Source organism: Sphingobium sp. JS3065, assembly GCF_026427355.1.
Lineage (GTDB): Bacteria > Pseudomonadota > Alphaproteobacteria > Sphingomonadales > Sphingomonadaceae > Sphingobium.
Genome location: NZ_CP102664.1, coordinates 1,978,007 through 2,001,941, shown reverse-complemented (window position 1 = coordinate 2,001,941; position 23,935 = coordinate 1,978,007). Strand labels below are relative to the sequence as shown.

The 23,935-nt window shown below is 65.2% G+C and carries 22 protein-coding genes; 13 read left to right on the top strand and 9 right to left on the bottom strand.

Features of this window, described 5'->3' with window-relative positions; all coding sequences use genetic code 11:
- The first annotated feature begins 146 nt into the window (after positions 1 to 146).
- The 4 genes from NUH86_RS09560 to epsC all read left to right on the top strand — a co-directional run bounded on the left by NUH86_RS09560 (position 147) and on the right by epsC (position 4,399).
- Positions 147 to 1,004, top strand: a complete 858-nt coding sequence (locus NUH86_RS09560) for a TorF family putative porin (protein ID WP_267249287.1) — start codon at positions 147 to 149, stop codon at positions 1,002 to 1,004.
- A gap of 192 nt (positions 1,005 to 1,196) precedes the next feature.
- Positions 1,197 to 1,907: a response regulator gene (locus tag NUH86_RS09555; protein ID WP_267249286.1), complete on the top strand. Its 711-nt coding sequence runs from the start codon at positions 1,197 to 1,199 to the stop codon at positions 1,905 to 1,907.
- The gene (locus NUH86_RS09550) at positions 1,904 to 3,208 is read left to right on the top strand and encodes an ATP-binding protein (RefSeq protein ID WP_267249285.1); all 1,305 of its coding nucleotides are present in this window, start codon (positions 1,904 to 1,906) and stop codon (positions 3,206 to 3,208) included. The genes NUH86_RS09555 and NUH86_RS09550 overlap by 4 nt, the downstream gene beginning before the upstream one ends.
- Before the next feature lie 186 nt (positions 3,209 to 3,394).
- The gene (gene epsC, locus NUH86_RS09545) at positions 3,395 to 4,399 is read left to right on the top strand and encodes a serine O-acetyltransferase EpsC (RefSeq protein ID WP_267249284.1); all 1,005 of its coding nucleotides are present in this window, start codon (positions 3,395 to 3,397) and stop codon (positions 4,397 to 4,399) included.
- Between the two features lie 133 nt (positions 4,400 to 4,532).
- Here the strand turns inward: epsC and NUH86_RS09540 are convergent, their stop codons facing one another.
- Positions 4,533 to 6,194 carry an alkaline phosphatase family protein gene (locus NUH86_RS09540; protein WP_267249283.1) on the bottom strand — a complete coding sequence of 554 codons (1,662 nt, stop codon included), beginning with the start codon at positions 6,192 to 6,194 and terminating at the stop codon, positions 4,533 to 4,535.
- An 80-nt stretch (positions 6,195 to 6,274) separates the two neighbouring features.
- Here NUH86_RS09540 and NUH86_RS09535 point away from each other — a divergent pair, with 80 nt between their 5' ends.
- From NUH86_RS09535 to NUH86_RS09495, 9 genes are all read left to right on the top strand, one after another.
- Entirely contained in the window at positions 6,275 to 8,296 is a 2,022-nt protein-coding gene (locus tag NUH86_RS09535) for a protein-disulfide reductase DsbD family protein (protein ID WP_267249282.1), read from the top strand.
- Positions 8,296 to 9,033, top strand: a complete 738-nt coding sequence (locus NUH86_RS09530) for a TlyA family RNA methyltransferase (protein ID WP_267249281.1) — start codon at positions 8,296 to 8,298, stop codon at positions 9,031 to 9,033. The genes NUH86_RS09535 and NUH86_RS09530 overlap by 1 nt, the downstream gene beginning before the upstream one ends.
- A gap of 87 nt (positions 9,034 to 9,120) precedes the next feature.
- Positions 9,121 to 10,179, top strand: a complete 1,059-nt coding sequence (locus NUH86_RS09525) for an efflux RND transporter periplasmic adaptor subunit (protein WP_267249280.1) — start codon at positions 9,121 to 9,123, stop codon at positions 10,177 to 10,179.
- 12 nt (positions 10,180 to 10,191) lie between these two features.
- On the top strand, positions 10,192 to 13,296 hold the full coding sequence (locus NUH86_RS09520) for an efflux RND transporter permease subunit (RefSeq protein ID WP_267249279.1): 3,105 nt from the start codon (positions 10,192 to 10,194) through the stop codon (positions 13,294 to 13,296).
- 20 nt (positions 13,297 to 13,316) lie between these two features.
- Positions 13,317 to 13,865, top strand: a complete 549-nt coding sequence (locus tag NUH86_RS09515; protein WP_267249278.1) for a TspO/MBR family protein — start codon at positions 13,317 to 13,319, stop codon at positions 13,863 to 13,865.
- 46 nt (positions 13,866 to 13,911) lie between these two features.
- Positions 13,912 to 14,202, top strand: a complete 291-nt coding sequence (locus tag NUH86_RS09510) for an accessory factor UbiK family protein (RefSeq protein ID WP_267249277.1) — start codon at positions 13,912 to 13,914, stop codon at positions 14,200 to 14,202.
- A 69-nt stretch (positions 14,203 to 14,271) separates the two neighbouring features.
- Positions 14,272 to 14,778 carry a YbjN domain-containing protein gene (locus tag NUH86_RS09505; protein ID WP_267249276.1) on the top strand — a complete coding sequence of 169 codons (507 nt, stop codon included), beginning with the start codon at positions 14,272 to 14,274 and terminating at the stop codon, positions 14,776 to 14,778.
- 10 nt (positions 14,779 to 14,788) lie between these two features.
- A complete protein-coding gene (locus tag NUH86_RS09500) occupies positions 14,789 to 15,601 on the top strand; it encodes a pyrroline-5-carboxylate reductase family protein (RefSeq protein WP_267249275.1) in 813 nt (270 codons plus the stop codon).
- A gap of 69 nt (positions 15,602 to 15,670) precedes the next feature.
- On the top strand, positions 15,671 to 16,174 hold the full coding sequence (locus NUH86_RS09495; RefSeq protein ID WP_267249274.1) for an asparaginase domain-containing protein: 504 nt from the start codon (positions 15,671 to 15,673) through the stop codon (positions 16,172 to 16,174).
- A 96-nt stretch (positions 16,175 to 16,270) separates the two neighbouring features.
- On the opposite strand, the gene NUH86_RS09490 is transcribed toward NUH86_RS09495, so the two are convergent.
- The 8 genes from NUH86_RS09490 to NUH86_RS09455 all read right to left on the bottom strand — a co-directional run bounded on the left by NUH86_RS09490 (position 16,271) and on the right by NUH86_RS09455 (position 23,896).
- Positions 16,271 to 16,702 carry a DUF2147 domain-containing protein gene (locus tag NUH86_RS09490; protein WP_267249273.1) on the bottom strand — a complete coding sequence of 144 codons (432 nt, stop codon included), beginning with the start codon at positions 16,700 to 16,702 and terminating at the stop codon, positions 16,271 to 16,273.
- Between the two features lie 133 nt (positions 16,703 to 16,835).
- Positions 16,836 to 17,828: a type II secretion system F family protein gene (locus NUH86_RS09485; protein ID WP_267249272.1), complete on the bottom strand. Its 993-nt coding sequence runs from the start codon at positions 17,826 to 17,828 to the stop codon at positions 16,836 to 16,838.
- A gap of 13 nt (positions 17,829 to 17,841) precedes the next feature.
- Positions 17,842 to 18,840, bottom strand: coding sequence for a type II secretion system F family protein (locus tag NUH86_RS09480; protein WP_267249271.1), 999 nt, complete (start codon positions 18,838 to 18,840; stop codon positions 17,842 to 17,844).
- 71 nt (positions 18,841 to 18,911) lie between these two features.
- Positions 18,912 to 20,198, bottom strand: coding sequence for a pilus assembly protein CpaE (locus NUH86_RS09475; protein WP_267249270.1), 1,287 nt, complete (start codon positions 20,196 to 20,198; stop codon positions 18,912 to 18,914).
- Position 20,199: 1 nt separating this feature from the next.
- Entirely contained in the window at positions 20,200 to 20,868 is a 669-nt protein-coding gene (locus NUH86_RS09470) for a CpaD family pilus assembly protein (RefSeq protein WP_267249269.1), read from the bottom strand.
- Positions 20,869 to 20,885: 17 nt separating this feature from the next.
- Positions 20,886 to 22,364 (bottom strand): type II and III secretion system protein family protein, encoded by a 1,479-nt coding sequence (locus NUH86_RS09465; protein ID WP_267249268.1) that lies wholly within the window; start codon positions 22,362 to 22,364, stop codon positions 20,886 to 20,888.
- A gap of 1 nt (position 22,365) precedes the next feature.
- Positions 22,366 to 23,370, bottom strand: coding sequence for a Flp pilus assembly protein CpaB (gene cpaB, locus NUH86_RS09460; protein ID WP_267249267.1), 1,005 nt, complete (start codon positions 23,368 to 23,370; stop codon positions 22,366 to 22,368).
- A gap of 52 nt (positions 23,371 to 23,422) precedes the next feature.
- Positions 23,423 to 23,896 (bottom strand): A24 family peptidase, encoded by a 474-nt coding sequence (locus NUH86_RS09455; RefSeq protein ID WP_267252084.1) that lies wholly within the window; start codon positions 23,894 to 23,896, stop codon positions 23,423 to 23,425.
- Positions 23,897 to 23,935: the final 39 nt, after the last annotated feature.

Below are 23,935 nucleotides of genomic sequence, written 5' to 3'. Positions count from 1 at the left end.
CCATTCCTTTGTGCGTCTGCGAAAAAGCCGTTCCTCAATTCTCCATATCCCCCTAATCTGCTTGCGATCCGCCGGTATCGAGGACGACGAAGAAAAGATCTTCGGACGGAGCGGACGCAGGAAGGAACATTCTTACGTTAAGGGGAATGTTCATGAAATATCAGATTGCCTGTGCCGCGCTTGCGCTGCTTTCCAGCGCTCCGGCTTTCGCTCAGGAAGAGCCAGCAGGCCCCGTCACCGTCACTGGCAGCGTCGGTCTCGTGTCCGATTATCGTTTCCGTGGCGTCTCGCAGAGCGACCGCGGCATGGCCATCCAGGGCGGCATCACCGCTACGCATGAAAGCGGCTTCTATGTCGGCACCTGGGGTTCGAACCTCGGCGGCTGGGGTCGTTTCGGCGGCGCGAACATGGAACTCGATCTGGTTGGCGGTTATTCGGCCTCGCTGGGTGAGGGAACCACGGTCGATATCGGCCTGACCTGGTACATGTATCCGTCGGGCGCCGATGAGACCGACTTCGCCGAGCCCTATGTGAAGCTGTCGCACCAGTTCGGCCCGGTCAAGGGTCTGGTCGGTGTCGCCTATGCTCCCAAGCAGGAAGCGCTTGGCAGGACGTTCAACAGCGCGGCTAGCTATCTCGCCGGCACGCCCGACAATCCAGGCGACAAGGAAGACAATCTCTACGTCTGGGGCGACCTGAACGCCGCCGTTCCCAACACCCCCGTCACGTTGAAGGCCCATGTGGGCTGGTCGAACGGCAATCCGGGTCTGGGCCCCAACGGCACCTCGGTTGCGCCAACCGGCAAATATCTCGACTGGCTGGTCGGCGCCGACCTGGCTATTCCGGGCACGCCGCTGACCGTGGGCGTCGCTTATGTCGACACCGACATCGCCCGTGTCGAGGAAGACTATCTGCGCCCGAACTTCATGGTCAACGATAGCAAGGACATCGGCAAGTCGATCGCGCGCAGCACGGTGGTCTTCTCCCTTTCGGCCGCCTTCTGATGCGATGCATGCCGGGCCTCCATGTGGAGGCCCGGCATGACAAAAATTGCTGTGGCGGGGCGGACGGTTGTCCCGAGCGTGACAAATTGTTGCTAGGGTTGTTGCGTCCTGTTGCAGCCGCGACGTTCGGTTGACCCTCTGCGCGGCGGAACCTATCTCGCTCCTCATGTGCAAAATTCCCTGCTTTCCGGCATGACCGCTCCGACCATCATCCTGGTGGAGGACGACCCGCCGCTGCGCACGCTGACCGCGCGGGCGTTGCAGGAACATGGCTATCAGGTCCGTCCGGCCTCCTCCGGCCCGGAAATGTGGGTGGCCTTCGACGCGGGGCCGGTCGATCTGGTCGTGCTGGATGTCATGCTGCCGGGCACCAACGGCATCGACCTTTGCCGCCAGATCCGGCGCAAGAGCGACGTCCCCATCATCTTCATCAGCGCCAAGGGCAGTGAGACGGACCGCATCGTCGGTCTGGAACTGGGCGCGGACGATTATCTGCCCAAGCCCTTCGGCACCCGCGAGCTGATCGCCCGCATCCGCGCCATATTGCGCCGCGTCGGCGTGGAGCGCGGCCCGGACGAGCATCGGGAGAATGAGGCGCGTTTCGACGGCTGGATCGTCAACTTCCCCCGCCGCGAACTGCGTTCCCCCACCGGCGCGGTCGTCGACCTGACCGGCGCGGAGTTCGACCTGCTCGGCAGCTTCCTCAGCCACCCGCAGCGCGTCATCGCCCGCGAAAGGCTGATCGAACTGTCCCGCACCCGCATGGGCGACAGCAGCGACCGCAGCATCGATGTCCTCGTCAGCCGCCTGCGCCGCAAGTTGACGACGGATGACCGTTCGGCGCCGATCACGACCGTTCGCGGCGTCGGCTATATGTTCAATGCGGAGGTCAGCCGCGCTTGAGACGGCATGTCAGCCTGGTCGGGCAGATCTTCGCGATCCTGCTGCTGACCCTGACGCTGGAATTCGCTGTCGGCATCTTCCTCGACGAGCGGGCCAATCATCTTTCGTTGCAGGATGACGAGGCCCGCCGCCTGGCCGAGCATCTGGTCATCGCCCGCAAACTGTTGATCGAACAGCCGCCGGAACAGCGGCACGCATTGGCGCTGCAACTGACCACCGATCGTTACGACGTGCACTGGACCTCGTCGTCGCCGCCGCCGCCGCCTCTGGCGCCGGGGCTGGAACGGATGCGCCGCCAGATCATCACCTGGGAACCGACGCTGGAACAGTCGGGTCTCTGGCTGAGGCTCGCCTCCCCCGGCCGCGTGTCGGAGATTAATGGCGGCCTCAGGCTGGCGGACGGAAGCTGGCTTTATTTCGGCATGCGACACAGCGGCGGCAAATGGACCTTCGCCATCGGGCGCAAGGGATTGGCGCTGATCCCGGTGCTGGCGTTGCTGATCGCCGGCGGCCTGATGATCCGGCGCACCCTGGCGCCGCTGCGCGACCTGACCAGGGCGACGGAGCGTATTGGCCTGAGCGACGAAGTGGTGGTGGAGGAGAGCGGCTCCAACGACGTCCGCAACCTCATCCGCGCCTTCAACGCGATGCAGACGCGCATCCATCGCCTGATCACCGAACGGACCGAAACGCTGGCGGCGGTTGGCCATGACATGCGGACCCCGCTCGCCCGGTTGCGGCTCAGGCTGGAAAATCTTCCCGAAAACGAGGCGCGGGAGGGGATAGAGGGCGACCTCACCGAAATGGGCGAGATGATCGATTCGCTGCTTGCCTTCCTTGGGGGCGAGAAAAATGGCGAGCCGCCCGTGCGCACCGATCTGGCAGTGCTGGTGGCCACGGTGGTGGACGCCTTTCAGGATCAGGGCAGGAAGGTCGACTATGCCGGGCCGGATCATCTGGAAATGGCGGTGCGTTCGCTCACCCTGCGGCGGGCGATCATCAACCTCATCGAAAACGCCCTGCATTATGGGCGGCGTGCCCGCGTTACGCTTCTGCGCCAGGACCGGGAAGTGCTGATTCGCATCGACGACGACGGCCCCGGCATCCCCCGCGACAAGCTGGATGAGGTGTTGAAGCCCTTTGCCCGGTTGGATGAGGCGCGGCAGCGCAACACACGCGGGCTGGGTCTGGGCCTTGCCATCGTGGCGCGGGCTGTCGAACTGGAGGGCGGGGAACTGACCCTCTCCAACCGGCCGGAGGGCGGATTGCGGGCCGAGATTCGCCTGAATTTGTCGGCCTAGAGCGATTTCCAGTCGGATGGCAGCATCTGACGTTCAAGAAATCGCGGCTCCAGGCTTTTGTACGGGAATCTCCACGGCTGGCATCCAGCCCCGACAAAAGAGAATCTGCCTGCCCCCAAGCAAAACTCATTTACTGCGAAGCGACATGCCGCGCTATGCCGGGCGCCTGTATCGAAAGAGGCGTATATGACGGCAGAAGGCGAAAAGGAAATCGCCCCGGATTATTGGGATATCGACCGGTTGGCGGCGGAATTGGGCGCCGTGCGGCGGCGCTGGAGGCAGGGGCAGGATCATCATGCCGAATATGGCGCGGAGGGTTTTCCCTCCCGCGCCACGCTGACCAAGATCATGGCGGCGCTGTGCGGCGCGCTCTTTCCTCTGCGTCTCGGCCCCAGCTTCGTGCGTCTGCATAATGAGGACGCCTATGTGTACCAGACATTGCAGACGGTGCTGAGCCGCCTCTACGGGCAGATCCGGCTCGAACTGATCTATGCGATGAAGGGTGAACCGATCGAGCAGGTGGATGGGCAAGCGACCCGCATCATCGGCGCTTTCGCGGACAGCCTGCCGGGCTTGCGCGAATTGCTGGACAGCGATGTGGAGGCGGCCTTCCTGGGCGATCCGGCGGCGCGCAGCGTGGACGAGGTGCTGATCTGCTATCCCTCCATGATGGCGATCACCCATCATCGCCTGGCGCACCGGCTCTATCAGTTGGGCGCGCCGCTGGTGGCGCGGATCATCTCCGAAATCGCGCATGGCAGCACCGGGATCGACATCCATCCGGGCGCGAAGATCGGCCACAGCTTCTTCATCGACCATGGCACCGGCGTGGTGATCGGGGAAACCGCGATCGTCGGCGACCGCGTGCGCATCTATCAGGGCGTGACGCTGGGCGCGCGCAGCTTTCCGGCGGATGAGAAGGGCGCGCTGGAAAAGGCGCTGCCGCGCCATCCGATCATCGAGGACGATGTGGTGATCTATGCCGGCGCGACGATATTGGGCCGCATCATCATTGGCAGCCGGTCGGTGATCGGCGGCAATGTCTGGCTGACCGACAGCGTGCCCGCGGACAGCAATGTCCGCCAGGCCAAGGCGCATTATGAAGTCACCAGCCGGGTCGAGGTCTCCGCGCCCCATCGCGTCCACGCGCTGCTGGAGGAGGGACGCGACGGCATAGCGGAGAATATTTGACGGTTTGGCGCACCGTTTCTGCGCAGGCTAGAGCGATTTCCAGTCAGATGGCATCATCTGACGTTTAAGAAATCGCGGTAAAACAAAGGAATAGAGGGGTTTTCGATCTGATTCAATCAGATCGAAAACCCCTCTAGTCGGCGCAGCTATCCCCATCGCCCGCGATCAGATCGAGGCAGCGCCCGTCGATCTGGTCCTTCGGCACCGGCAGTTTGATGAGCGCGGCCAGCGTCGGCAGGATATCGACCGTCTCGACGCCCAGCGGCTGTTCGAAATGGGTGAGGCCCTTGCGCCAGAACAGGATCGGCACGCGGCGGTCGCTATCCCAGGGCGAACCATGGGTTGCCACATAGCCCATCACCGCCGCTTCGGGGATGGACATGACGCGAGGCTTCAGCAGCAGCAGCAGGTCGCCCGACCGCTGCGGATCGAAGCTGGCCCGCGCCTCCTGAATCAACGACCAGCTCTCCGGCGGGCCGGAGGGGGAAGGGGTGGCCGCGATCTCCGCCCTGGTGAAGACGGTCTGCACCTGCGGATGGGCGCGCAGCAGGGCCAGGGTCGCCGTTTCCACCCTGGCGCGCTGTGCCGCCGTCAGGCCACGGTCGAAATACAGGTCGCCCGCCGGGCCATCGCCCCAGATCAGCGTCTTGCCGGTAATGCCGGTCTTTTCCGCGATGGTCACCGACAAAGCCTTGGGCGTCAGCGCCTTGTCGACGCGCTGTTCCATCGGCATGGCGTTCAGGCGATGGCGTTCGGGCAGGTCATGGCCGCCATGGTCGGCGGTCAGCACCACCGCATAGTCCAGCCCGTCCTTGTCCAGCCGGTCGAAAAAGGCACCCAGTTCGCGGTCCAGCCGGTCGACCTGGATGCAGCTTTCCGTTCCCTCCGTGCCGTATGCATGGCCGATATAATCGGTAGCCGACAGGCCGATGGAGATGATGTCGGTCTGCGCCTGCTTGCCCAAGGCCATATTCTCGATGGCGACGGCGGCGAAGGCCAGGGTCATTGCATCCTGCTCCGGCGAGACGCGGAAGGCCTTGTAATCGCCCGCCTCCCGCGCGAAGCGGCCGGTGCCGACGGTAAGGGCGCCCGCCCTGACCGGAAAGTCCTTGGACGCGCATTGCGGCGGCAGTTCGAAGCCGGGATTGCCCTCGGCAAGGCGCTGGGCCATGACCTCATTGACCTTCGCGACCAGCGGCGGCGTCGCCACCCCCTTGTAGCTGACATAGCCTTTCGGCCCGCCCAGCCACCAGACCTGATCGGCGGTCGCCCCGCCCATCATGATGGCGGCGCGATCCTTGCCAGCCACGGACACGACGCGGGTGGCAGGATTGGCGACCTTCATCCGTCCGCCCAGCGTCGGCACCCTCAGATGCACCGGCGAAGCCTGATAATCGGCGCTGCTGGTTCCCGGCTGCGTCTCATCCTCGGCGCAATAGACCAGCTTGTCGGCGCGGGCGGCGCCCAGGTCGAACCAGCTATTGGCGATGATGCCGGTGCGCGACGGGCGGCTGCCGGTCAGGATCGTGCTGTGGCCGGGGCAGGTTTCGGTCGCGGCATGGCTCTGATAGCCGCGTGGGAAGACGATGCCTTGTTCCGTCAGTCGCCTGAGGCCGCCGGTATAATATTGCCGATATTCGCTGAACAGATCGGCGGAAAACTGGTCGACGGAGATGGCGACGATCAGCTTGGGCGGCGTCGAGGGAGCAGAGGCTGCCGGGGATGCAGCCGGTGCCTGGGCGATCACGGGCAGGGGGGTGGCGAGAAGCAGCGCGGCAGCGACTTTTTTCAACATGGAGGGACGATACTTTCTGATGCCTTGACGGCAGAAGCAACGGAACCTAGCCCCCTTGCATTCACCGGAACAGAGGCCCGATGCGGTTTTTTCATGTCCTTCTGATGACAGTCCTGTTGCTGCTCGCGCCAGCCGTGGCGCGGGCGCAGGGCGCATTTGGTCAGGGCACGCCCCATATCGCGGCTGAACTGACTGCCGAAAGCGCGACGCCGCAGCCGGGGAAAGGCACAGCCATCGCCTTTTCCATGACGCCGGAGCCGGGCTGGCACGGCTATTGGGAAAATCCGGGCGACGCGGGTCTGGGCATGACGGTCAAATGGACGCTGCCCAGGGGCGTGACCATCGGCGCGTTGCGCTATCCGGTGCCGGAGACGCTCCTGATCTCCGGCCTGATGAATCATGTCTATGAAGGGCCGTATGGCGTGCTGGCGAACCTGACCGTCGCGCCGGATGTCCCGGCAGGCGCCAAGCTGCCGATCCGCGTTCGCGCCGACTGGCTGGCCTGCACCGACAAGGTCTGCGTTCCCGAAGGCGCCGAACTGACGCTGGACCTGACCGCAGGGGGCGGCGCGATCCTGCCCGGCAGCAGGGCGCAGTTCGACGGCTGGCGAAGCCACCTTCCGCGCCCGTTGGGCAGCGAGGCGAGCTATGCCGTCGTCGATGGCCGCCTGCGCCTGTCCGTGCCGTTTCCGGCGGCGGCGAGCGCCCGCGACGTCCATCTCTTCGCGCTGGCCGACGGCCTGACCCGCTATGCCGCCCCGCAAAGCGTCACGCGCCAGGGCGACCGGCTGCTGATCGAAACCGAAGCCGGGCAGGGCCTGAAATCCGGTCTGGTCCAGGCGGTGCTGCGCACCGGCGGCCATGTCGGCTTCCTGCTGACGGCCAAGCCCGGCGCCGTTCCCGCCGCCCGGTCCGCCACGCTTCAGGCTATGCTGATCGCTCTGGGGGGCGCGCTGCTGGGCGGCCTGCTGCTCAACATCATGCCCTGCGTCTTCCCGATTCTCGGCCTCAAGGCGATGAAGCTCGCCCGTGCAGGCGGCGATGAACGCATCGTCCGCCGGGAGGCGCTGGCCTACAGCCTGGGCATCATCCTCACCTGCCTTGCCCTGGGCGGCCTGCTCCTTGGCCTGCGCGCCGCCGGTACGGCGGTGGGCTGGGCTTTTCAGCTCCAGGACCCGCGCATCATCCTGCTGCTGCTGCTGCTGGTGACGGTGATCACGCTCAACCTTGCCGGGCTGTTCGAACTCAGCGCTTTCGGCGGCGGCGACAGGCTGGCGGGGAAGGGCGGGCTTTCCGGCGCCTTCTGGACCGGCGCGCTGGTCGCCTTCGTCGCCACGCCCTGCACCGGGCCGTTCATGGGCGCGGCCATGGGGGCCGCCCTTGTCCTGCCGCTCGGCGCGGCGCTGGCGATCTTCGCGGGGCTTGGTCTTGGCCTGGCCCTGCCTTTTCTCGCGCTGGCCTATATTCCCGCGCTCCGCACCCGCCTGCCCAAGCCGGGTCCGTGGATGGGCCGCCTTCAGAAAATCCTCGCCATCCCCATGGCATTGACCGCGCTCGGCCTGCTGTGGCTGCTCGGCCAGCAAAGGGGCGTCCCGGCCATCATCCTCGGCCTTGGCGCGGCGCTGATCCTTGCGGTTGTCCTCTGGTGGTTGGGGCGCAGGCAGCGGCACGGCCAGCGCGGCGGGCTGGCGGTGGTTTGCGCAGGGTTCCTCCTCTTCGCCGGAGCCGCAATCCTGCTCCCCACCCATGCGCCCGCCGCAGCGGCTTCGGAAAAGGGCGTGCCCTTCGACGAAGCCCGCCTCGCCAGCCTGCGCGCCGCCAACAAACCGGTCTTCCTCTATTTCACCGCCGACTGGTGCCTCACCTGCAAGGCCAATGAAGCTGCCGCCATCGACCGCAGCGAAACCCGCGCCGTTTTCGAAAAGGCGGGCGTCACCGTAATGGTGGGCGACTGGACCAATGCGGACCCGGCCATCACCCGCTTCCTGGAAGGGCAGGGGCGTTCCGGCGTGCCGCTCTACCTCTGGTACGCGCCGGGCAAGGAGGCGCAGACCTTGCCCCAGCTTCTGACCCCCGCCACGCTGACGGCTCTGGTGCCCTGATGGCCAAGATCCGCGCCGACCAACTGCTCGTGGACAAGGGCCTTGCCGAAAGCCGCGCCCGCGCGCAGGCATTGATCCTCGCCGGTCTCGTCTTCCTGGGGGACCGAAAGATCGACAAGGCCGGTCAGCAGGTCGCCGCCGATGCCGCACTGGAGGTGAAGGGCCGCGACCATCCCTGGGTGTCGCGCGGCGGCATCAAGCTGGCCCATGCGCTGGAGCATTTCCACATCGACGTGACCGGCGCCGTCGCCATCGATGTGGGCAGTTCGACCGGCGGCTTCACCGACGTCCTGCTGACCCATGGCGCGGCGCGGGTCTATGCGGTGGACAGCGGCACCAACCAGCTCGCCTGGAAGCTGCGTTCCGACCCCCGCGTCATCGTCCATGAACAGACCAGCGCCCGCATCCTGAACGCCGATCACATCCCGGAGCCGGTGGACATCATCGTCTGCGACGCCAGTTTCATTGCGCTCGCCAAGGTGCTGGACCGCCCCATGAGCTTCGCCCGCCCCGGCGCCCGCCTGGTCGCCCTCATCAAGCCGCAGTTCGAGGCGGGGCGGGAGGAGGTCGGCAAGGGCGGCGTGGTGCGCGATCCCGTGGTCCATGAACGGGTGTGCAACGAAGCGCGGGACTGGGTGTTGTCCAAGGGATGGCAGGTCGAAGGCATCGCCGCCAGCCCGATCACCGGACCGCAGGGCAATATCGAATTTCTCCTCTCCGCAATATTTGGCGGATAATCCCGTCCTATTCGTTTCGCCGCTATAGTTACCATCCGCGACAAATGCCCAATTGAGTCGCTTGCAAAGGCCGATTAGCCCGATCCCATGCGCACCATCCTGCCTATCCTCCTGATCGCGCTGACCCTTTCCGCCTGTGGCGGTCAAAAGGAAAAGAAAGCGCGTCCGCCAGCACTGGTCGAAGCTGCGCCGATCGCGTCCGAAAGCTTCACCGACAATCTGGACGCCGTCGGCACCGCCTTCGCCAATGAACAGGTGGTGCTGTCCGCCCCGGTGACGGAGCGCATCACCTCCATCAATTTCAGCGACGGGGGCTTTGTCGGCAAGGGGCAGGTGATCGCGACCCTGGCCGTGGGGCAGGAACAGGCGGAACTCGCCGCCGCCCAAGCCCAGGCGTTGCAGGCACAACAGCAATTGAACCGCATTCAGGCGTTGAAAGCGCGCGGCTTCGCGACCGCCGCCAGCCTCGACAGCCAGATCGCGCTGGCCAATGCCGCCCGCGCCAGCGCGCAACAGGCCCGCGCCTCCATCGGTGACCGGGTGATCCGCGCGCCCTTCCCCGGCTGGGTCAGCCTGCGCACCGTATCGCCCGGCGCCATCGTCACCGCCGGCACGCCGATCGCGACGGTCAGCGATATTTCGCGGATCAAGCTGGATTTCACCATTCCCGAAACCCGCCTATCGATGATCCGGGAAGGGCAGGCGATCAAGGCGATCTCCGCCGCCTGGCCCGACCGGCCCTTCACCGGCACGGTCGCCACTATCGATCCGGTGATCGATCCCGCCACCCGCGCCGTCAGGATACGCGCCATCCTGCCCAATCCCGACCGCGCGCTGAAGCCGGGCATGCTGCTGACCGTCAATGTGATCGCCAAGCAGCGCCAGTCGCTGGCCGTGCCGGAACTGGCGGTGGTGGGCGATGGCGAGGAGCGGTTCGTCTTCCTGGTGGAGGGTGGCAAGGCCAAGCGGACCAAGGTCGACACCGGCATTCGCCAGAACGGCCTGGTCGAGATATTGGGCGGGGTGAAGCCGGGCCAGACCGTCGTCACCGACGGCGTCGTCAAGCTGACCGACGGCGTACCCGTGCGCCTGCCGGGCGACAAGCCGGAGGCGAAGAGTGCGAGCGCCGGTCGGGCGGCCGGTTAAGGGAGGCGAACCATGCAGCTTTCGGACCTGTCCGTCCGCCGTCCGGTCTTCGCGGCGGTCGTCGCGGTGCTGCTCTGCATCGTCGGGGTGGTCGGCTATCTCAGCCTGTCCATCCGCGAATATCCCGATACCGACCCGCCGATCGTCTCGGTCGAGACCAGCTATACCGGCGCGGCGGCATCGGTGGTGGAAACCCGTATCACCCAGATCATCGAGGATGGCGTCGCGGGCGTCCAGGGCATCCAGAATATCAATTCGACCTCGCGGGACGGCGTTTCGTCGGTCAACATCGAATTCGACCCGTCGCGGGACATAGATTCCGCAGCCAATGACGTGCGCGACCGCGTCAGCGGCATCGTGGAGGATTTGCCCGAAGACGCGCTGGCTCCGGAAATCCGGAAGGTCGACGCCGATGCGCGGGCGATATTGTTCATCGTCTTCACCAGGGACGGCTGGACCCCGACCCAGATCGCCGACTATCTCGACCGCAATGTGCTGGACCGCTTTTCCGCCATTGACGGCGTCGCCCGCGTCGTCGGCGGCGGCGACGAGCGGCCCTCCACCCGCATCTGGCTGAACGCGGAAAAGCTGGCCGCCTTCGGCATCACGCCCGGCGACATCGAGGTGGCCTTGCGCGCCCAGAATGTGGAACTGCCGGCGGGACGCTTCGAATCGAAGGACCAGAATCAGACGCTGCGTGTCGAGCGCGCCTTTTCCACGCCCGAACAATTTGCCGGGCTGGTCGTCGGGCGCGGCGCGGACGGCTATCAGGTGAAGCTGGGCGATATTGCGCGGATCGAGCAGGGGGCGGAAAACCCCTATACTTCCTTCCGCTCCAACGCCGCCACCGGCGTCGGCGTGGGCATCATCCGCCAGTCGGGCGCCAACACGCTGGACGTCGCGGAAAAGGCGAAGGCGCTGATCGATGAACTGCGCACCACGCTGCCCGAGGGCATGAAGGTCACCATCGGATCGGACGAATCCCTGTTCATCAGCCGCGCCATCGACAATGTCTACGACACGCTGGGCGAAGCGGCCCTGCTGGTGGTGCTGGTCATCTTCCTCTTCCTGGGTTCGATGCGGGCGACGATCATTCCGTCGATCACCGTGCCGATCTGCCTGCTGGCGACCTGCGCCGTCATGTGGCTGCTGGGCCTGTCGATCAACCTGCTGACGCTGCTCGCCTTCGTGCTGGCGATCGGGCTGGTGGTGGACGACGCCATCGTCGTGCTGGAAAATGTCTATCACCGCATAGAGCAGGGGGAAGACCCGCTGGCCGCCGCCTATCTCGGCACGCGGCAGGTGGGTTTCGCCATCATTTCGACCACGCTGGTCGTCTGCGCGGTGTTCGTGCCGGTGATGTTCCTGGCGGGGCAGACGGGCCTGCTGTTCCGCGAACTGGCCATCGCGATGATCGCCGCCATCGCCTTTTCCGGCTTCATTTCGCTCAGCCTGGCGCCGATGCTCTGTTCGAAGCTGCTGCGGCATTCCGAACGGTCCCGGCTGTCGCGTTGGGTGGACGACCGGTTCCAGCGGCTGGAGGCGGCCTATGGACGCCTGCTCGACCGCGTGCTGAGGCGGCCGCTCATTGCCATCGTACCCGTGCTGTTGTTCCTGGCAGGCGCAGGCGCATTGTTCATCACGCTGCCGACCGAACTCGCCCCGGCGGAGGATACCGGCGTCGTCGATGGTCAGGTGACGGCCCCCGAAGGCACCGGCTTCGACCGCATGAAAATCTATATGCAGAGGATCGAGAACGATCTTCAGCCGCTGCGCGACAAAGGCATTCTCCAGGTGCTGAACATGCGCGCGCCTGCGGGCTTCAGCGCCAGCGACGATTTCAACGGCGGCAACATCATCGCCTTCCTGCGTCCGTGGGAGGACCGGACCGTCACCACGGCGGAAGTGGCCGACACGATCAACAAGATCATCGCCAGCCAGCCGGGCGTGCGCGGCAATGTTGCGCCGCGTTCCGGGCTTGGCCGGGGACGTGGCCTGCCAGTCAATCTGGTGCTGGCCGGATCGACCTATGAGGGGCTGGTCGCCGCGCGCGACCGCATCATGGCCGCCGCCGCGACCAATCCGGGCTTCATCAACCTTGATTCCGATTACAAGGAAACCAAGCCGCAGATGCGGATCGAGGTGGATCAGCAGCGGGCGGGCGACCTGGGCGTATCGGCCAACGACATCAGCCAGGCGTTGCAGACACTGCTCGGTTCCCGCCGCGTCACCACTTATGTCGACCGGGGCGAGGAATATCGCGTGCTGGTGCAGGCGGAACGGGAAGGGCGGCAGACCCAGGCGGACCTGGAACGCATCAATGTGCGCAGCCGCACTGGCACCCTGGTGCCCCTGTCCGCCGTCGTCACCGTGCGCGAAGTCGCCGGCCCGCGCCAGCTCAACCGCTATAACAAGCTGCGCGCCATTACCCTGACCGCCGCGCTGGCCCCCGGTTTTTCGCTGGGCGAGGCATTGAATTTCCTGGAGGATCAGGCGCGCCAGTCCCCCGAAGTGCTGGCGCTCGGTTATCGGGGCGAAAGCCAGTCGCTGCGCGAGACCGGCGGGTCAATCTGGCTGGTGTTCGGCCTCACCATCCTGATCGTCTACCTGCTGCTGGCCGCGCAGTTCGAAAGCTTCGTCCATCCCGGCGTCATCATCGCCACGGTTCCGCTGGCGGTCGCGGGCGGCGTGCTGGGCCTGGCGCTGACGGGCGGATCGGTCAATCTCTACAGCCAGATCGGCATCGTCATGCTGGTGGGATTGGCGGCAAAGAACGGCATATTGATCGTGGAATTCGCCAACCAGCTACGCGACGAGGGGCTGGAGATTGGCGACGCCATCCGTCAGGCCGCCGCCCGCCGCCTGCGCCCGATCCTGATGACCTCCATCGCCACGGTCATCGGCGCCGTCCCGCTGGTCGTCCGTGGCGGCGCGGGCGCGGCGGCGCGCCATTCCATCGGCGTGGTGGTGGTGTCCGGCGTCAGCCTGGCGACGCTGATCACGCTGTTCCTGATCCCGATCCTCTATTCGCGGGTTGCAGGACGAACCGTTTCACCGCAAACCGTCAGTCGGCGGCTTGACTCGGCCTTGAAGGATTCGCCTGAAGCCGCCGAGTAAAAGGTGGAGCTTCGTTGCCGATGAACGAGATTGCGTCTCCGGGTCAATTACGTCTCGCCTATGCGCGCTGGGCGCTGGTTACTGTGCCCGCCATTGTTTTCCTTGGCTTTCTTTCGGGAAAGCTCGCCAATAGTGGCTATGGCAATCGCTGGTTCGATGCGCTGGCCAAGCCGGACCTGATGCCGCCCGGCTGGGTCTTCGGCGTTGCCTGGTCCGTGCTTTATGTCCTGATGGCGCTGGCCTTCGCCATCGTGCTCCATGCCCGCGGCGCAAGGGGCAGGGGCGCGGCGATCATCGCCTTCGTCGCGCAATTTGCCCTCAACCTCATCTGGTCGCCGCTTTTCTTCCGCGCGCATCAGGTGGATCAGGCGCTGGTCCTGATCGCCGTCCTGTTCGTCCTCGTCGCCATCACGACCGCGCTTTTCTGGCGCGTCCGCCGGGTCGCGGGTCTTTTGCTGCTGCCCTATCTGTGCTGGCTGGCCTTCGCCTCCTACCTCAATTATGAGATCGGCCGCCTCAATCCGGATGCGGAAAGCCTTGGCAAACCCGCATTCCAGACCCAGATATGATTTTTGGCGCCGGACAGAACGGCGCCGCACGGAAGGACGAAGCATCATGCAGAGCGAAAACCGCTTTTTCGACGACCTTGCCAAGCTGGTGAACGGCGCGGCCGGGACGGTCGCGGGCATGAGCCGCGAATTCGAAACCAATGCCCGCGAAAAGGCCAAGCAGTGGATCGGCGGCATGGATTTCGTCAGCCGCGACGAATTCGATGCGGTCAAGGCGCTGGCCGCCGCCGCCCGCGAAGAGGTGGAATTGCTGAAGGGCCGCCTCGACGCGCTGGAGGGCAAGGCGCCCGAACCGGTGAAGAAGACGGTGCGCGCCAAGCCCAGGGATGAAGAATAAGCGAAATTGTCCACGCTTTTCCATGCCGCCCGCTTTCCTCCAGCGGCAAAAATGCTTTAAGGCGCGCAGATGATGGACAGCGACGAATATGAAAATGGCGGCCAGGAAGCTGCGCCGATCGATATGCTGGCCGCCTTTTTCGAGGCGCATGGCTGGAGCTACGATCAGGTGGGCGAGGACGAAATCGTCGCCAGCACGCAGGGGTCGTGGGCGCAATATGAACTGCGCGGCATCTGGCGCGACGAGGATCAGGTGCTGCAATTGCTTGCCCTGCCCGACATCCGGGTGAACGACGACAAGCGCACCGCCATCTACGAAACGCTGGGCCTGATCAACGAACAGCTCTGGCTTGGCCATTTTGAACTCTGGTCGTCCAGCGGCATCGTGCTGTTCCGTCACGGCGCGCTGCTGGGCGCGGGCGGCACGCTGACGCTCGACCAGGCGCAGATATTGGTCGAAACTGCGATCGACGAATGCGAACGCTTCTACCCGGTGTTCCAGTTCGTCCTCTGGGGCGGCAAGACCCCGGCCGAAGCCCTGTCCGCCAGCCTCATCGAAACGCGCGGCGAAGCCTGAGACTTTTCCCATGACCGATATCTGGCCCGACCATCTCTTCCTTGTCGGCTGCGGCAATATGGCGGGCCAGATGCTGCGGCGATGGCTCGCCTGCGGCCTCGATCCGGCAAAAGTCACCGTGCTGCGCCCAAGCGGCCAGACGGTGGCGGACGGCGTTGCGGTCGTCACCGACTATCCGGCCTCCCTGCCTGCGGACGCCACGATATTGCTTGGCATGAAGCCCTATCAGCTTGGCGAGGTCGCGGCATCGCTCGCGCCGCTCTGCGGGACGGATATCCGCATCCTCTCTATCCTGGCGGGAACGCCGCTCGCCGATCTGCGTGCCGCCCTCCCGGCGGCAGGAGAGATCGTCCGCGCCATGCCCAATCTTCCGGTGGGCATAGGGGAGGGCGTGACCGCGCTCCATGCGGACGCCGCCGTTCCGGCGGCTTCGCGCCAGGCGGTGGAGGCGTTCCTTGCCCCGCTCGGCCTTGCCGAATGGATCGCCGATGAGGGGCAGTTCAACGAAGTCACCGCGCTGTCTGGTTGCGGACCTGCCTTTCTGTTCCGCTTCATCGACGCCTTCGCGCGGGCCGGTGAAGCGCTTGGCCTGCCCGCCGATCAGGCGGCCCGCATGGCGCTTGCCACGGTGCGCGGCTCGGCCAGCATGGCGGCGCTGGCAAGTGAAAGCCCTGCGGTTCTGGCCGACCGCGTCGCCAGCCCCGGCGGCATGACGCGGCAGGGGCTGAACGTCCTCGACGCCGACGACCGTCTGTTGAGGCTGCTCACCGATACGCTGTCCGCCGCCCGCGACCGGGGTGAGGAAATGGCCAGGGGCGGGTAGGGCCGACGGTTCACCTCTCCATGGAAATGCTCTAAAGGGGGCGGCCTTCTTTCCTCCGGAGTTCCCGCCATGCTGTCCCCCGAAATGCCCATTCTTATCCTCACCACTGGCGGGACGATCGACAAGATTTATTTCGATGCGCTGTCGGACTATCAGGTGGGGGAGACGGTGATGGCCAAGCTGCTCGACATCGCCAGAGTCAAGCGGCCCTTCCGCATAGAGGAAGTCACGCGCAAGGACAGCCTGGAACTGGATGACGCCGACCGCGCCCTGATCCGCGACCGCGTAGCCGCCGCGCCGGAAAGCCACATCATCATCACCCATGGCACCGACACGATGACGGAAACGGCCAAGCTGCTTTCAGCCATCCCCGGCAAGACGGTGGTACTGGTGGGCGCGCTGGCCCCGGCACGCTTTGGGGAGAGCGACGCCAGCTTCAATCTGGGCATGGCCTTCGCGACGGTCCAGGCCGCAGGGCCGGGCGTCTACATCACCATGAGCGGGTCCGTCTTCCGCGCCGACAAGGTCGTGAAGGATCGCGCCAAGGGCGCCTTCGTGCCTATCGGGGATTGAGTTCGAGCCTGGCACGGACGTTGATAATATCGTCATCCCAGCTTCCGCTGGGATGACGGAAATGATGTCCGCTCATCACCCCAACCCGACACTGTTTCAGCGCACAGGCGTCCAGATCTGCGTCTTGCAGAAGAACATGATGCAGCCCTGCACCTTCAGCGTGCCGTCGCCGTTGCGGCTGACCTTGCTGTTATAGGTCTTGCCGCTCTCCGGGTCGTAGATCGACCCTTTCCAAAGGCCGCCCGCATCCTCGAACCCGGTGAGCAGCGCCAATCCCGTCAGCGGTTTTCCGCGCAGCGCCGGGTCGGGGTTCTTCATGTCGGTCTGGGGACGGCCGGGGGTGGGCTTCACGATCTTCTCTATCCGTCCGCACAATGTCTTGCCGCAAGGCGATATCTGGACGATGGCCTTGCCCTCGACCGTGGCCCAGCGGCCGGCGATGGGCTGCGCGGCCTCAGCGGGCAGGGCAGCGGACAGGGGCAGGATGAACAGCGCGGCGCGGGCGGCGATGCGGGTGATGGCGACCATGGACCTCTCCGGATTTGCGTCTGGCGGCAAGGGATAAGGCAGGACCGGCGGCTTCGCCAAGGCGGAAAATCAGTGGTTTTTCGCGGATTTCGAAGGGACGCTACGGCAGCGCCCCTGTCGCCCCTCTCAATTTTTAGAAAGCCTTGCTGATCGAGCAGGCCGCCGGACCCAGAATGACGACGAACAGGGTCGGCAGGATGAAGAGAATCAGCGGCACGGTCATGATCGCGGGCAGGCGCGCGGCTTTTTCCTCGGCGCGCATCATGCGTTCATGGCGGAATTCGGCGGACAGCACCCGAAGGGCGGACGCCAGCGGCGTGCCGTATTTCTCGGTCTGGATCATGGTCGTCACGACGCCCTTCACCGCATCCAGCTTGACGCGGTTGGCCAGATTCTCGAACGCCATGCGCCGTTCGGTGAGGAAGCTCAGTTCGATCGCCGTCAGGTGGAATTCGTCGCCCAGTTCCGGATAGGCCTTGCCCAGTTCGCGGGCGACGCGGCTGAAGGCGGCGTCGACGGTCAGGCCCGCCTCGGCGCAGATCACCAGCAGGTCGAGCGCGTCGGGCAGCCCCTTGCGGATCGCGGCGGAACGCTTCTGGACCTTATTGTCGATGAAGATGTCGGGCGCCTTGTAGGACAGCAGCAGTGCTGCGGCAAAGGCCATGAAGCGCTTTGCTCCGCCCCATTCGGGGAAGATGCCCACGGCATAGAGCAGAAGCGCGGCGCCGCCGCCGATCACGATCGGCAGGATCATGCGGCCGAAAATCACCGCGACGGCCCAGTCCTTCGACCGGATGCCGGCTTGCGCCAGCTTGATCTGCGCATCCTTGAGTTGATCGTCCTGCAACACCTTGAGGCTGGACAGCAGCGACCGCATCTGGTCGGTCGCCTGGTTCTTCTTCACCAGCTTGGCGCGGCGGCGGGCGGTGGAGGCGGTGATGCCGGCCTTCAACTGTTCGCGCCGTTCGTTCAGCGCCTTGACGCGCTTCGCCATCGGATCGCGCACGGTCATCACCGCATAGAGCGCGAACAGCATGGCGAGCGTCGCCATGGCGGCTAGCAGCGTACCGAAATCCGTTGCGGTCAGACCGAACAGGGTGCCGGCGGGGACGGGAACATTTTCCATCTTGTCGGCTTCCTCAGATTTCGAAGTTGATCATCTGCGCCATGATGAAGGCGCCGATGCTCATCCAGCACATGCCGCCGATACCGACGACCTGCATGGTCGAAAGGCCGAACAACCCCGCTGGATCGGGCGTGAAGAAGGGCGACATATATTCAAAGTTGATGTAGCAGATCAGGCCGAAGACCGTGAACGGCAGTACGCCGATGATATAGGCCGATGCCTTGGATTCGGATGACATGGCCCGGATCTTGAGCTTCATCTGCGACCGCTGGCGCAGCACGGTGGCAAGGTTGGACAGGGTTTCGGCCAGATTGCCGCCGGTCTCGCGCTGGATCGCCAGGCTGATCACGAAGAATTGGAATTCCGACGTGCCCAGCCGGTCGGCGGTTTCCTGCAACGCCTGGTCCATGGTCTTGCCGATCTTGATCCGCTCCGTGATCAACTTGAATTCCTCGCCCACGGGGCCGGGAACTTCGCTCGACACGACGCCCAGCGTCTCCGCGATGGGAAGGCCGGAGCGCAGGCCGCGGGTCAGCAGTTCCAGCGCATCAGGGAATTTGGAGGTGAACTTCTGCACGCGTTTGTTGATCAGGCGGCTGACCCACATGTGCGGCAGGCCAAGTCCGGCGGCGAGGCCCAGCATCACCGCGAACAGCGGCGGAAAGCCGCGCAGCATCAATATGGCGCAGAGAGCCAGGAAAATGACCGCGCAGGATGTCATATATTGGCTGACCGTCCATTTCTTGCCGGTCATGCGGATGCGCTTGGCCAGATTTTCCGGATTGGGCACCAGCGACACCAGCATGGTCGATTCCGTGCCGGCAGGGCGGTTGGAAATCGCCTTGCGCATGCGCGCTTCCAGGATCGCGTCGGCGGAATCGCTGTGCCGGCCCCGGATCAGCTCCATGCGGCGCTTGCGCGCCTTGTCGGGCGAGGGACCGGCAAAGGCCATGGCGATCAGGCCCAGCATGGTTGCGAGCAGCACCGCTATCAGGATCAAATTGCCGTTCATGTGCCTGCCCGTTCCAAATCCGGTTCCGTCAAAGGAGCCGCGCCGCGTTCAAACGGCGTGACCCGTCCTCTTCATGCCGAAGCCTTGTCCTTGCGGCGCGAGGGGATCATGCTCTTGAGATCGGTGATCCTGCCGAGCAGGGAATCGCCCTTCCTGGTAGAGGATGCGCCGTTTTCCGCCGCATTGCCTTCCTCCGCCGCGCCCAGCACGCTGTCGAGCAGCATGGTGCAGGCAGCGCCGACCTTGCTGCCCTTTGCCGTTTCCGCCAGCGTCTTGCCCAGCTTCGCCGCCTGTGACGCGACCTTGATGTCGAAGGGGATGAGGATGTCGACCTTGCGTTCGATCGACTGTTCGAAATCCTTGCGGCTGATTTCCGGCGATCCCGGATGGACGCGGTTGGCGACCACCAGCACGCGGGACTGCGGCGCGTTGGTCTTCAGCCAGGACAGGATGCGGATCGAATCCCGGGCCGCCGCGAGCGTCAGTTCCGTGACGATCACGGCGACATTCACGTCGCTCATCAGGTGCGGATGCTGGATCAGCATGCCGCGCGGCAGGTCGATGACGCTGCATTCGAAGGCGGCGTGGAACTCCTCCAGCAACTGGTAGAAGGCGCCGCCGTCGGTCAGCATCGGTTGGCTGATCGGCGCTTCGGCCGACAGGATGGCCAGATTGTCGCTGGCGCGGACCATGGCGCGTTCGATGAACAGCCCGTCGATGCGGCTGGGATTTTCGATCGCGTCGGTCAGGCCCCGGCCCGGTTCCAGGTCCATGGCCAGCGCATTGGTGCCGAAATGGACGTCGAGGTCGAGTAGCGCGGTCGGCCGCTGCTTCTTGTCGCTCAGCAGCCAGGCGAGCGAGGTGGCGATGCTGGACGCGCCCACGCCGCCGCGCGTGCCGATGACCGCCGCGGTCATGTGCGGGCGTTCGGGGGCAGCGTCACGGGGGGCGAAGAACACTGCCTGCGCCTGCGCCAGCGCGTCGCGCAACTGGTCGGCGCCGAAGGGTTTCAGCAGATAGTCCTGAATGCCGCTGGCCAGAAGGTCGCGATAGAGGCGCACGTCATTGACCTGGCCCGCCGCGATGACGACCGTGCCGGGTTCGCACACTTCGGCCAGGCTGTTGATGTCGCCCAGCGGATCGCCGCTTTCCGACATGTCGATGAACAGGATTTGGGGCGAAGCGGTGATCGACAGACTCTGCACCGCGTTGCGCATGCCGCCCTTGTTCACCTTTTCGGGCGCCCAGCCCATTTCGGCTGCGACCACGCGCAGCAGGTCGAAGCTGTGATCGTCGCAGACAAAGGCGTGGAAGGGATCGCGCTGGCCCGATGCGCCGGGTTTCCAGGGTGCGTTCATGTCAATTGCCTCCCGACAGGGTCTTGAGGTCGCCGGAGCCGGTCGGCGCCTTTTCGCGATAGGTCGAAATCGCCCGGTTGGACGTGGCGGTGCGCAGGTCGCTGTCGCTGGTCTGGCCGCGCACCAGATCCTCCGGATTGGCGATCATCGCGGCCAGATTGCCGTTCACGCCGCAGCCGAAATTGGTCGATGCGCCCAATTGCTGGTCGGTTTCGGGCTTGTCCGACCAGTTGGGGCAGCCCGGCACGCGGGCGGTGGCGCGGCGCACGATCAGGCGGGCGGCGCCCTGCGGCGCTGTCCCGGCTGCGGCAGAACTGTCCTCACCCACCAGCATGCCGTGGCGGGCGACGACATCGGCTATGCCTTCGCGCAGGGCGGGGCTGTAATAGGCGGCGTCGGTGGCAAGGGCGACCTGATCGCCATAGCCAAGGCCGATCGAAACGAACCAGTCGTCCAACCGGCGCGCTTCCGATGCAGTGAGGCCGCCATCGGGACCGGCCTGCACGTCAAAGGTGAAGGCGGTGTGGCTGACGACCGGCTGATGGATCGACTGCACGCCGCGATTGGCGGTCTGGTCGGTCTGGCAGGCGGCGAGCGGCAACGCCATGAGGGCGAGGGTGCCGAGGCGGACGCCAAAGAGCAAGGGGGTCTTGCGAGACTGGAAAGTCATGTCTTTCGTCCTTCGGATCAGAAGCTGAAGCCCGGCGCGGCGTCCTTCGAACGCTTGCCGGTGTCTCGGGCAGCGACGGGCGGCAACGCGGTCGATGTCTGCGGGCCGGGCGCACGGCTCGGCATGGGCGAGCGGGCGCCGCTGATGCCGTCATGGCCCTGTTCCAGGAACAGGCCCTGACCCTCATTGGCGTTGCGGAACCCATCGGTCGGCAGGCGCACGTCGGATGCGTTGATCGGCTTCACCAGATAGGGGGTGACGACGATGACCAGTTCCGTCTCGTGGCGCTGGAAATTGCGCGACTTGAACAGGCTGCCCAGGATCGGCAGGTTGCCGATGCCGGGAACCTTGCTGATGTTGTTGGCGGTGTCGTTGTTGAGCAGGCCCGCGATCATGAAGGCCTGGCCGGAACCCAGTTCCACCGTGGTTTCGGCGGTGCGGCTCCTCAACGCCGGGACGCTGGAACTGACAGAGAAGTCCAGGCTCGACACGGTCGGGCGGACGCGCAGCGAGATGCGGCCATCGGCCAGCACGGTCGGCGTGAAGGCCAGCTGCACGCCATATTGCTTGAATTCGATGCTGTTGCCCTGCGTCCCGTTGCTGACGGTATAGGGATATTCGCCGCCCGCCAGGAAGCTGGCGGTTTCGCCCGAAAGCGAAGTCAGGTTGGGCTGGGCGAGGGTGGTGGCAAGGCCGCTCGATTCCGCGAGGTCCAGCACGGCGCCGATATCCAGGCCCAGGACGCGCGCGACACCGCCAAGGCTGTAACCGCCGTCTGCGGTGAAGTTGAAAGTTCCCCCTCCGCCGCTGTTGAAGGTGATGGCGTCGCGGGTGCCGCCGCCGATGCCGCCAGCCCACTTGCCGCCGGTAAGGTCTTGCGATTTCCAGTTCATGCCGATCTTGTGGCCGACATCCTTGCTCACTTCGGCAATCTTGACCTGAAGCATGACCTGAAGCGGCGTCGCGGTGCGCAGGCGGCTGACCACCGTCACTTCCTTGCCGACGAACGCCTGGGTCAGCCGTTCCGCCTCCGCCGCGTCTTCCGGCGCGGCGATGGTGCCGGTCAGCAGGACCATGCCGTTCATCTTGTTGACCGCGATTTCCGCGTTCGGCATCGCCAGCTTCAGCATCTGATCGACGCTGGTCAGGTTGTTGCCGACGCGAACCGTGCCGGAAAACAGCACCTTGCCGTTGGTCGCCGTCACGAAAACGGTGGTTTCGCCCGCCTTCTTCGCGATCAGGTAAAGCTGGTTCTGGGAGCGGACATGGACGTCGACCACATCGGGATCGCCGATCACCACGTCCGACATCTTGGCCGGCAGGTTGATGACCTTGCTGCCGCCCACGGAGAGCAGGACCGCATTGTCCTGCGTGGAGGCAGGCGCGGCGTTGAGCGCGCCGGTCGGCGCTGCGGCGGCGGCAATCGCCAGGCCGAACGCTATGGCCGGGCCAAGCAGCGGCCGGGCCGCGCCGGAGTGAATGTTGAACCCCTTCATCTTACTTCCCCCCGACCGGAACGACGGTCACACTGGTTCCGCGCGCGACACGGATCACCGGACCCTGGCCGACAATGGCTCCGATGGCGGGCGTGCCGCCTGCGGCCATATTCTGCAAAGGCTTGGCGGGAACGCTGCTGCGCTGGTAGCGCGAGACGTCGGCGCCGGTGGAATAGGTGCCGCCCCTGTCGACCGGACGGGCCGCCAGGCTGGCCAGAATCTTCTTTTCGGCATTGGGATTGCTGCCGTCGGGCAGGTCCACGTCGCTGCCCGCGATGGCCGCGTCCAGTTCCGAACTATTGTCGGCCAGCGACCGCAGCGAGAGCGAGAGCGAGCCGATGGTCTGCGCCACCGCGATCTTCTCGGCGATCTTGGGCGTCACTTCGATGGTGACGTTGGAATAGGTCTGGACGACCGGCTTGCCGTCGGCGCCCAGTGCGTCCATGCGCTGGTCGGTGGCGAGCACGCGCAGGTTGCGCAGGATGGTTTCGGATACTTTGAGCGGTTCGCCGTCGCCGCCGCCACTGACGCTCTGCGTCAGCATCAGGTCGACGCGGTCGCCCGGGAAGACGAAGCCCGCGACCGAATTCTGCGCCGATACCGGCACGGTCACGGCGCGCATGCCCGGCCCCAGGGCGGCGGCCAGGAAGCCGCGCTCACCCGGCTTGATCACCGAACCCAGGGTCATCGGCTGACCGGCGGAAATCGCTGTGCGGATGACGCTGCCCACCAGCTTCTGCGGATCGGACTGGCCCTTCAGATAATAGGCCTGTTCGATGAGATCCTTGGGCCAGGGCTGGAAGCGGAAGCTTTCCGCGTCCAGGATGGTGCCCACCGGCAGCGCCTTGGTCGCGACCAGCACATGGGGCTGATCCGCCTCGACGGGCATGGACGATGCGCTCGCCTGCGGTGCGCTTGACGAACTCAGCATGTTGCGTGCAAGCAATGCTGTAGTGACCGCTATGATCAGCGCCCCCACCAGCAGCACGATCTTCTTGGCATCCATGATGAAATTCGCCTCCCTCAATCAGACGAGTTGCGTCTGAACCCCCGGATATTCACGCAAATTGGTTAATATATCGTTCGCCAAGCAGCCAGAGCGCAGCGAACGAGATGGCGATGCCATAGGGGATTTGCGGCTGCCCCAGCCGCCGGGTCATGCGATGGTGCACGACGGTCACGATGGTGACGATGCCCCCCAGCACCGCCATCAGCATCAGCATCGACAGGGTCGCCTGCCACGGGAACCAGAGCGCCAGCGCCCCCAGCAGCTTCACGTCGCCGCCGCCGATGCATCCGAATGCGAACAGCGCGGCAAAGGCGACGAACACGATCAGCGCCACCAGCACCTGCACCGCCATGCCCGGCCATGGCGGCAACCCGCAGGCCAGCCACCAGAGCGGCGCCAGCGCGGCCACCGTCAGGTTCAGCCGGTTGGAGATGATGCGTGACCGCAAATCAGTGACCGACGCCACGATCAGCAGCAGTGCCAGGGCGCCGATCAGCGCCATTCTGAAAATATCCCCCGTCATGGGTTCGAAACTGTAGACCCGATGGCTTACCAAAGCGTA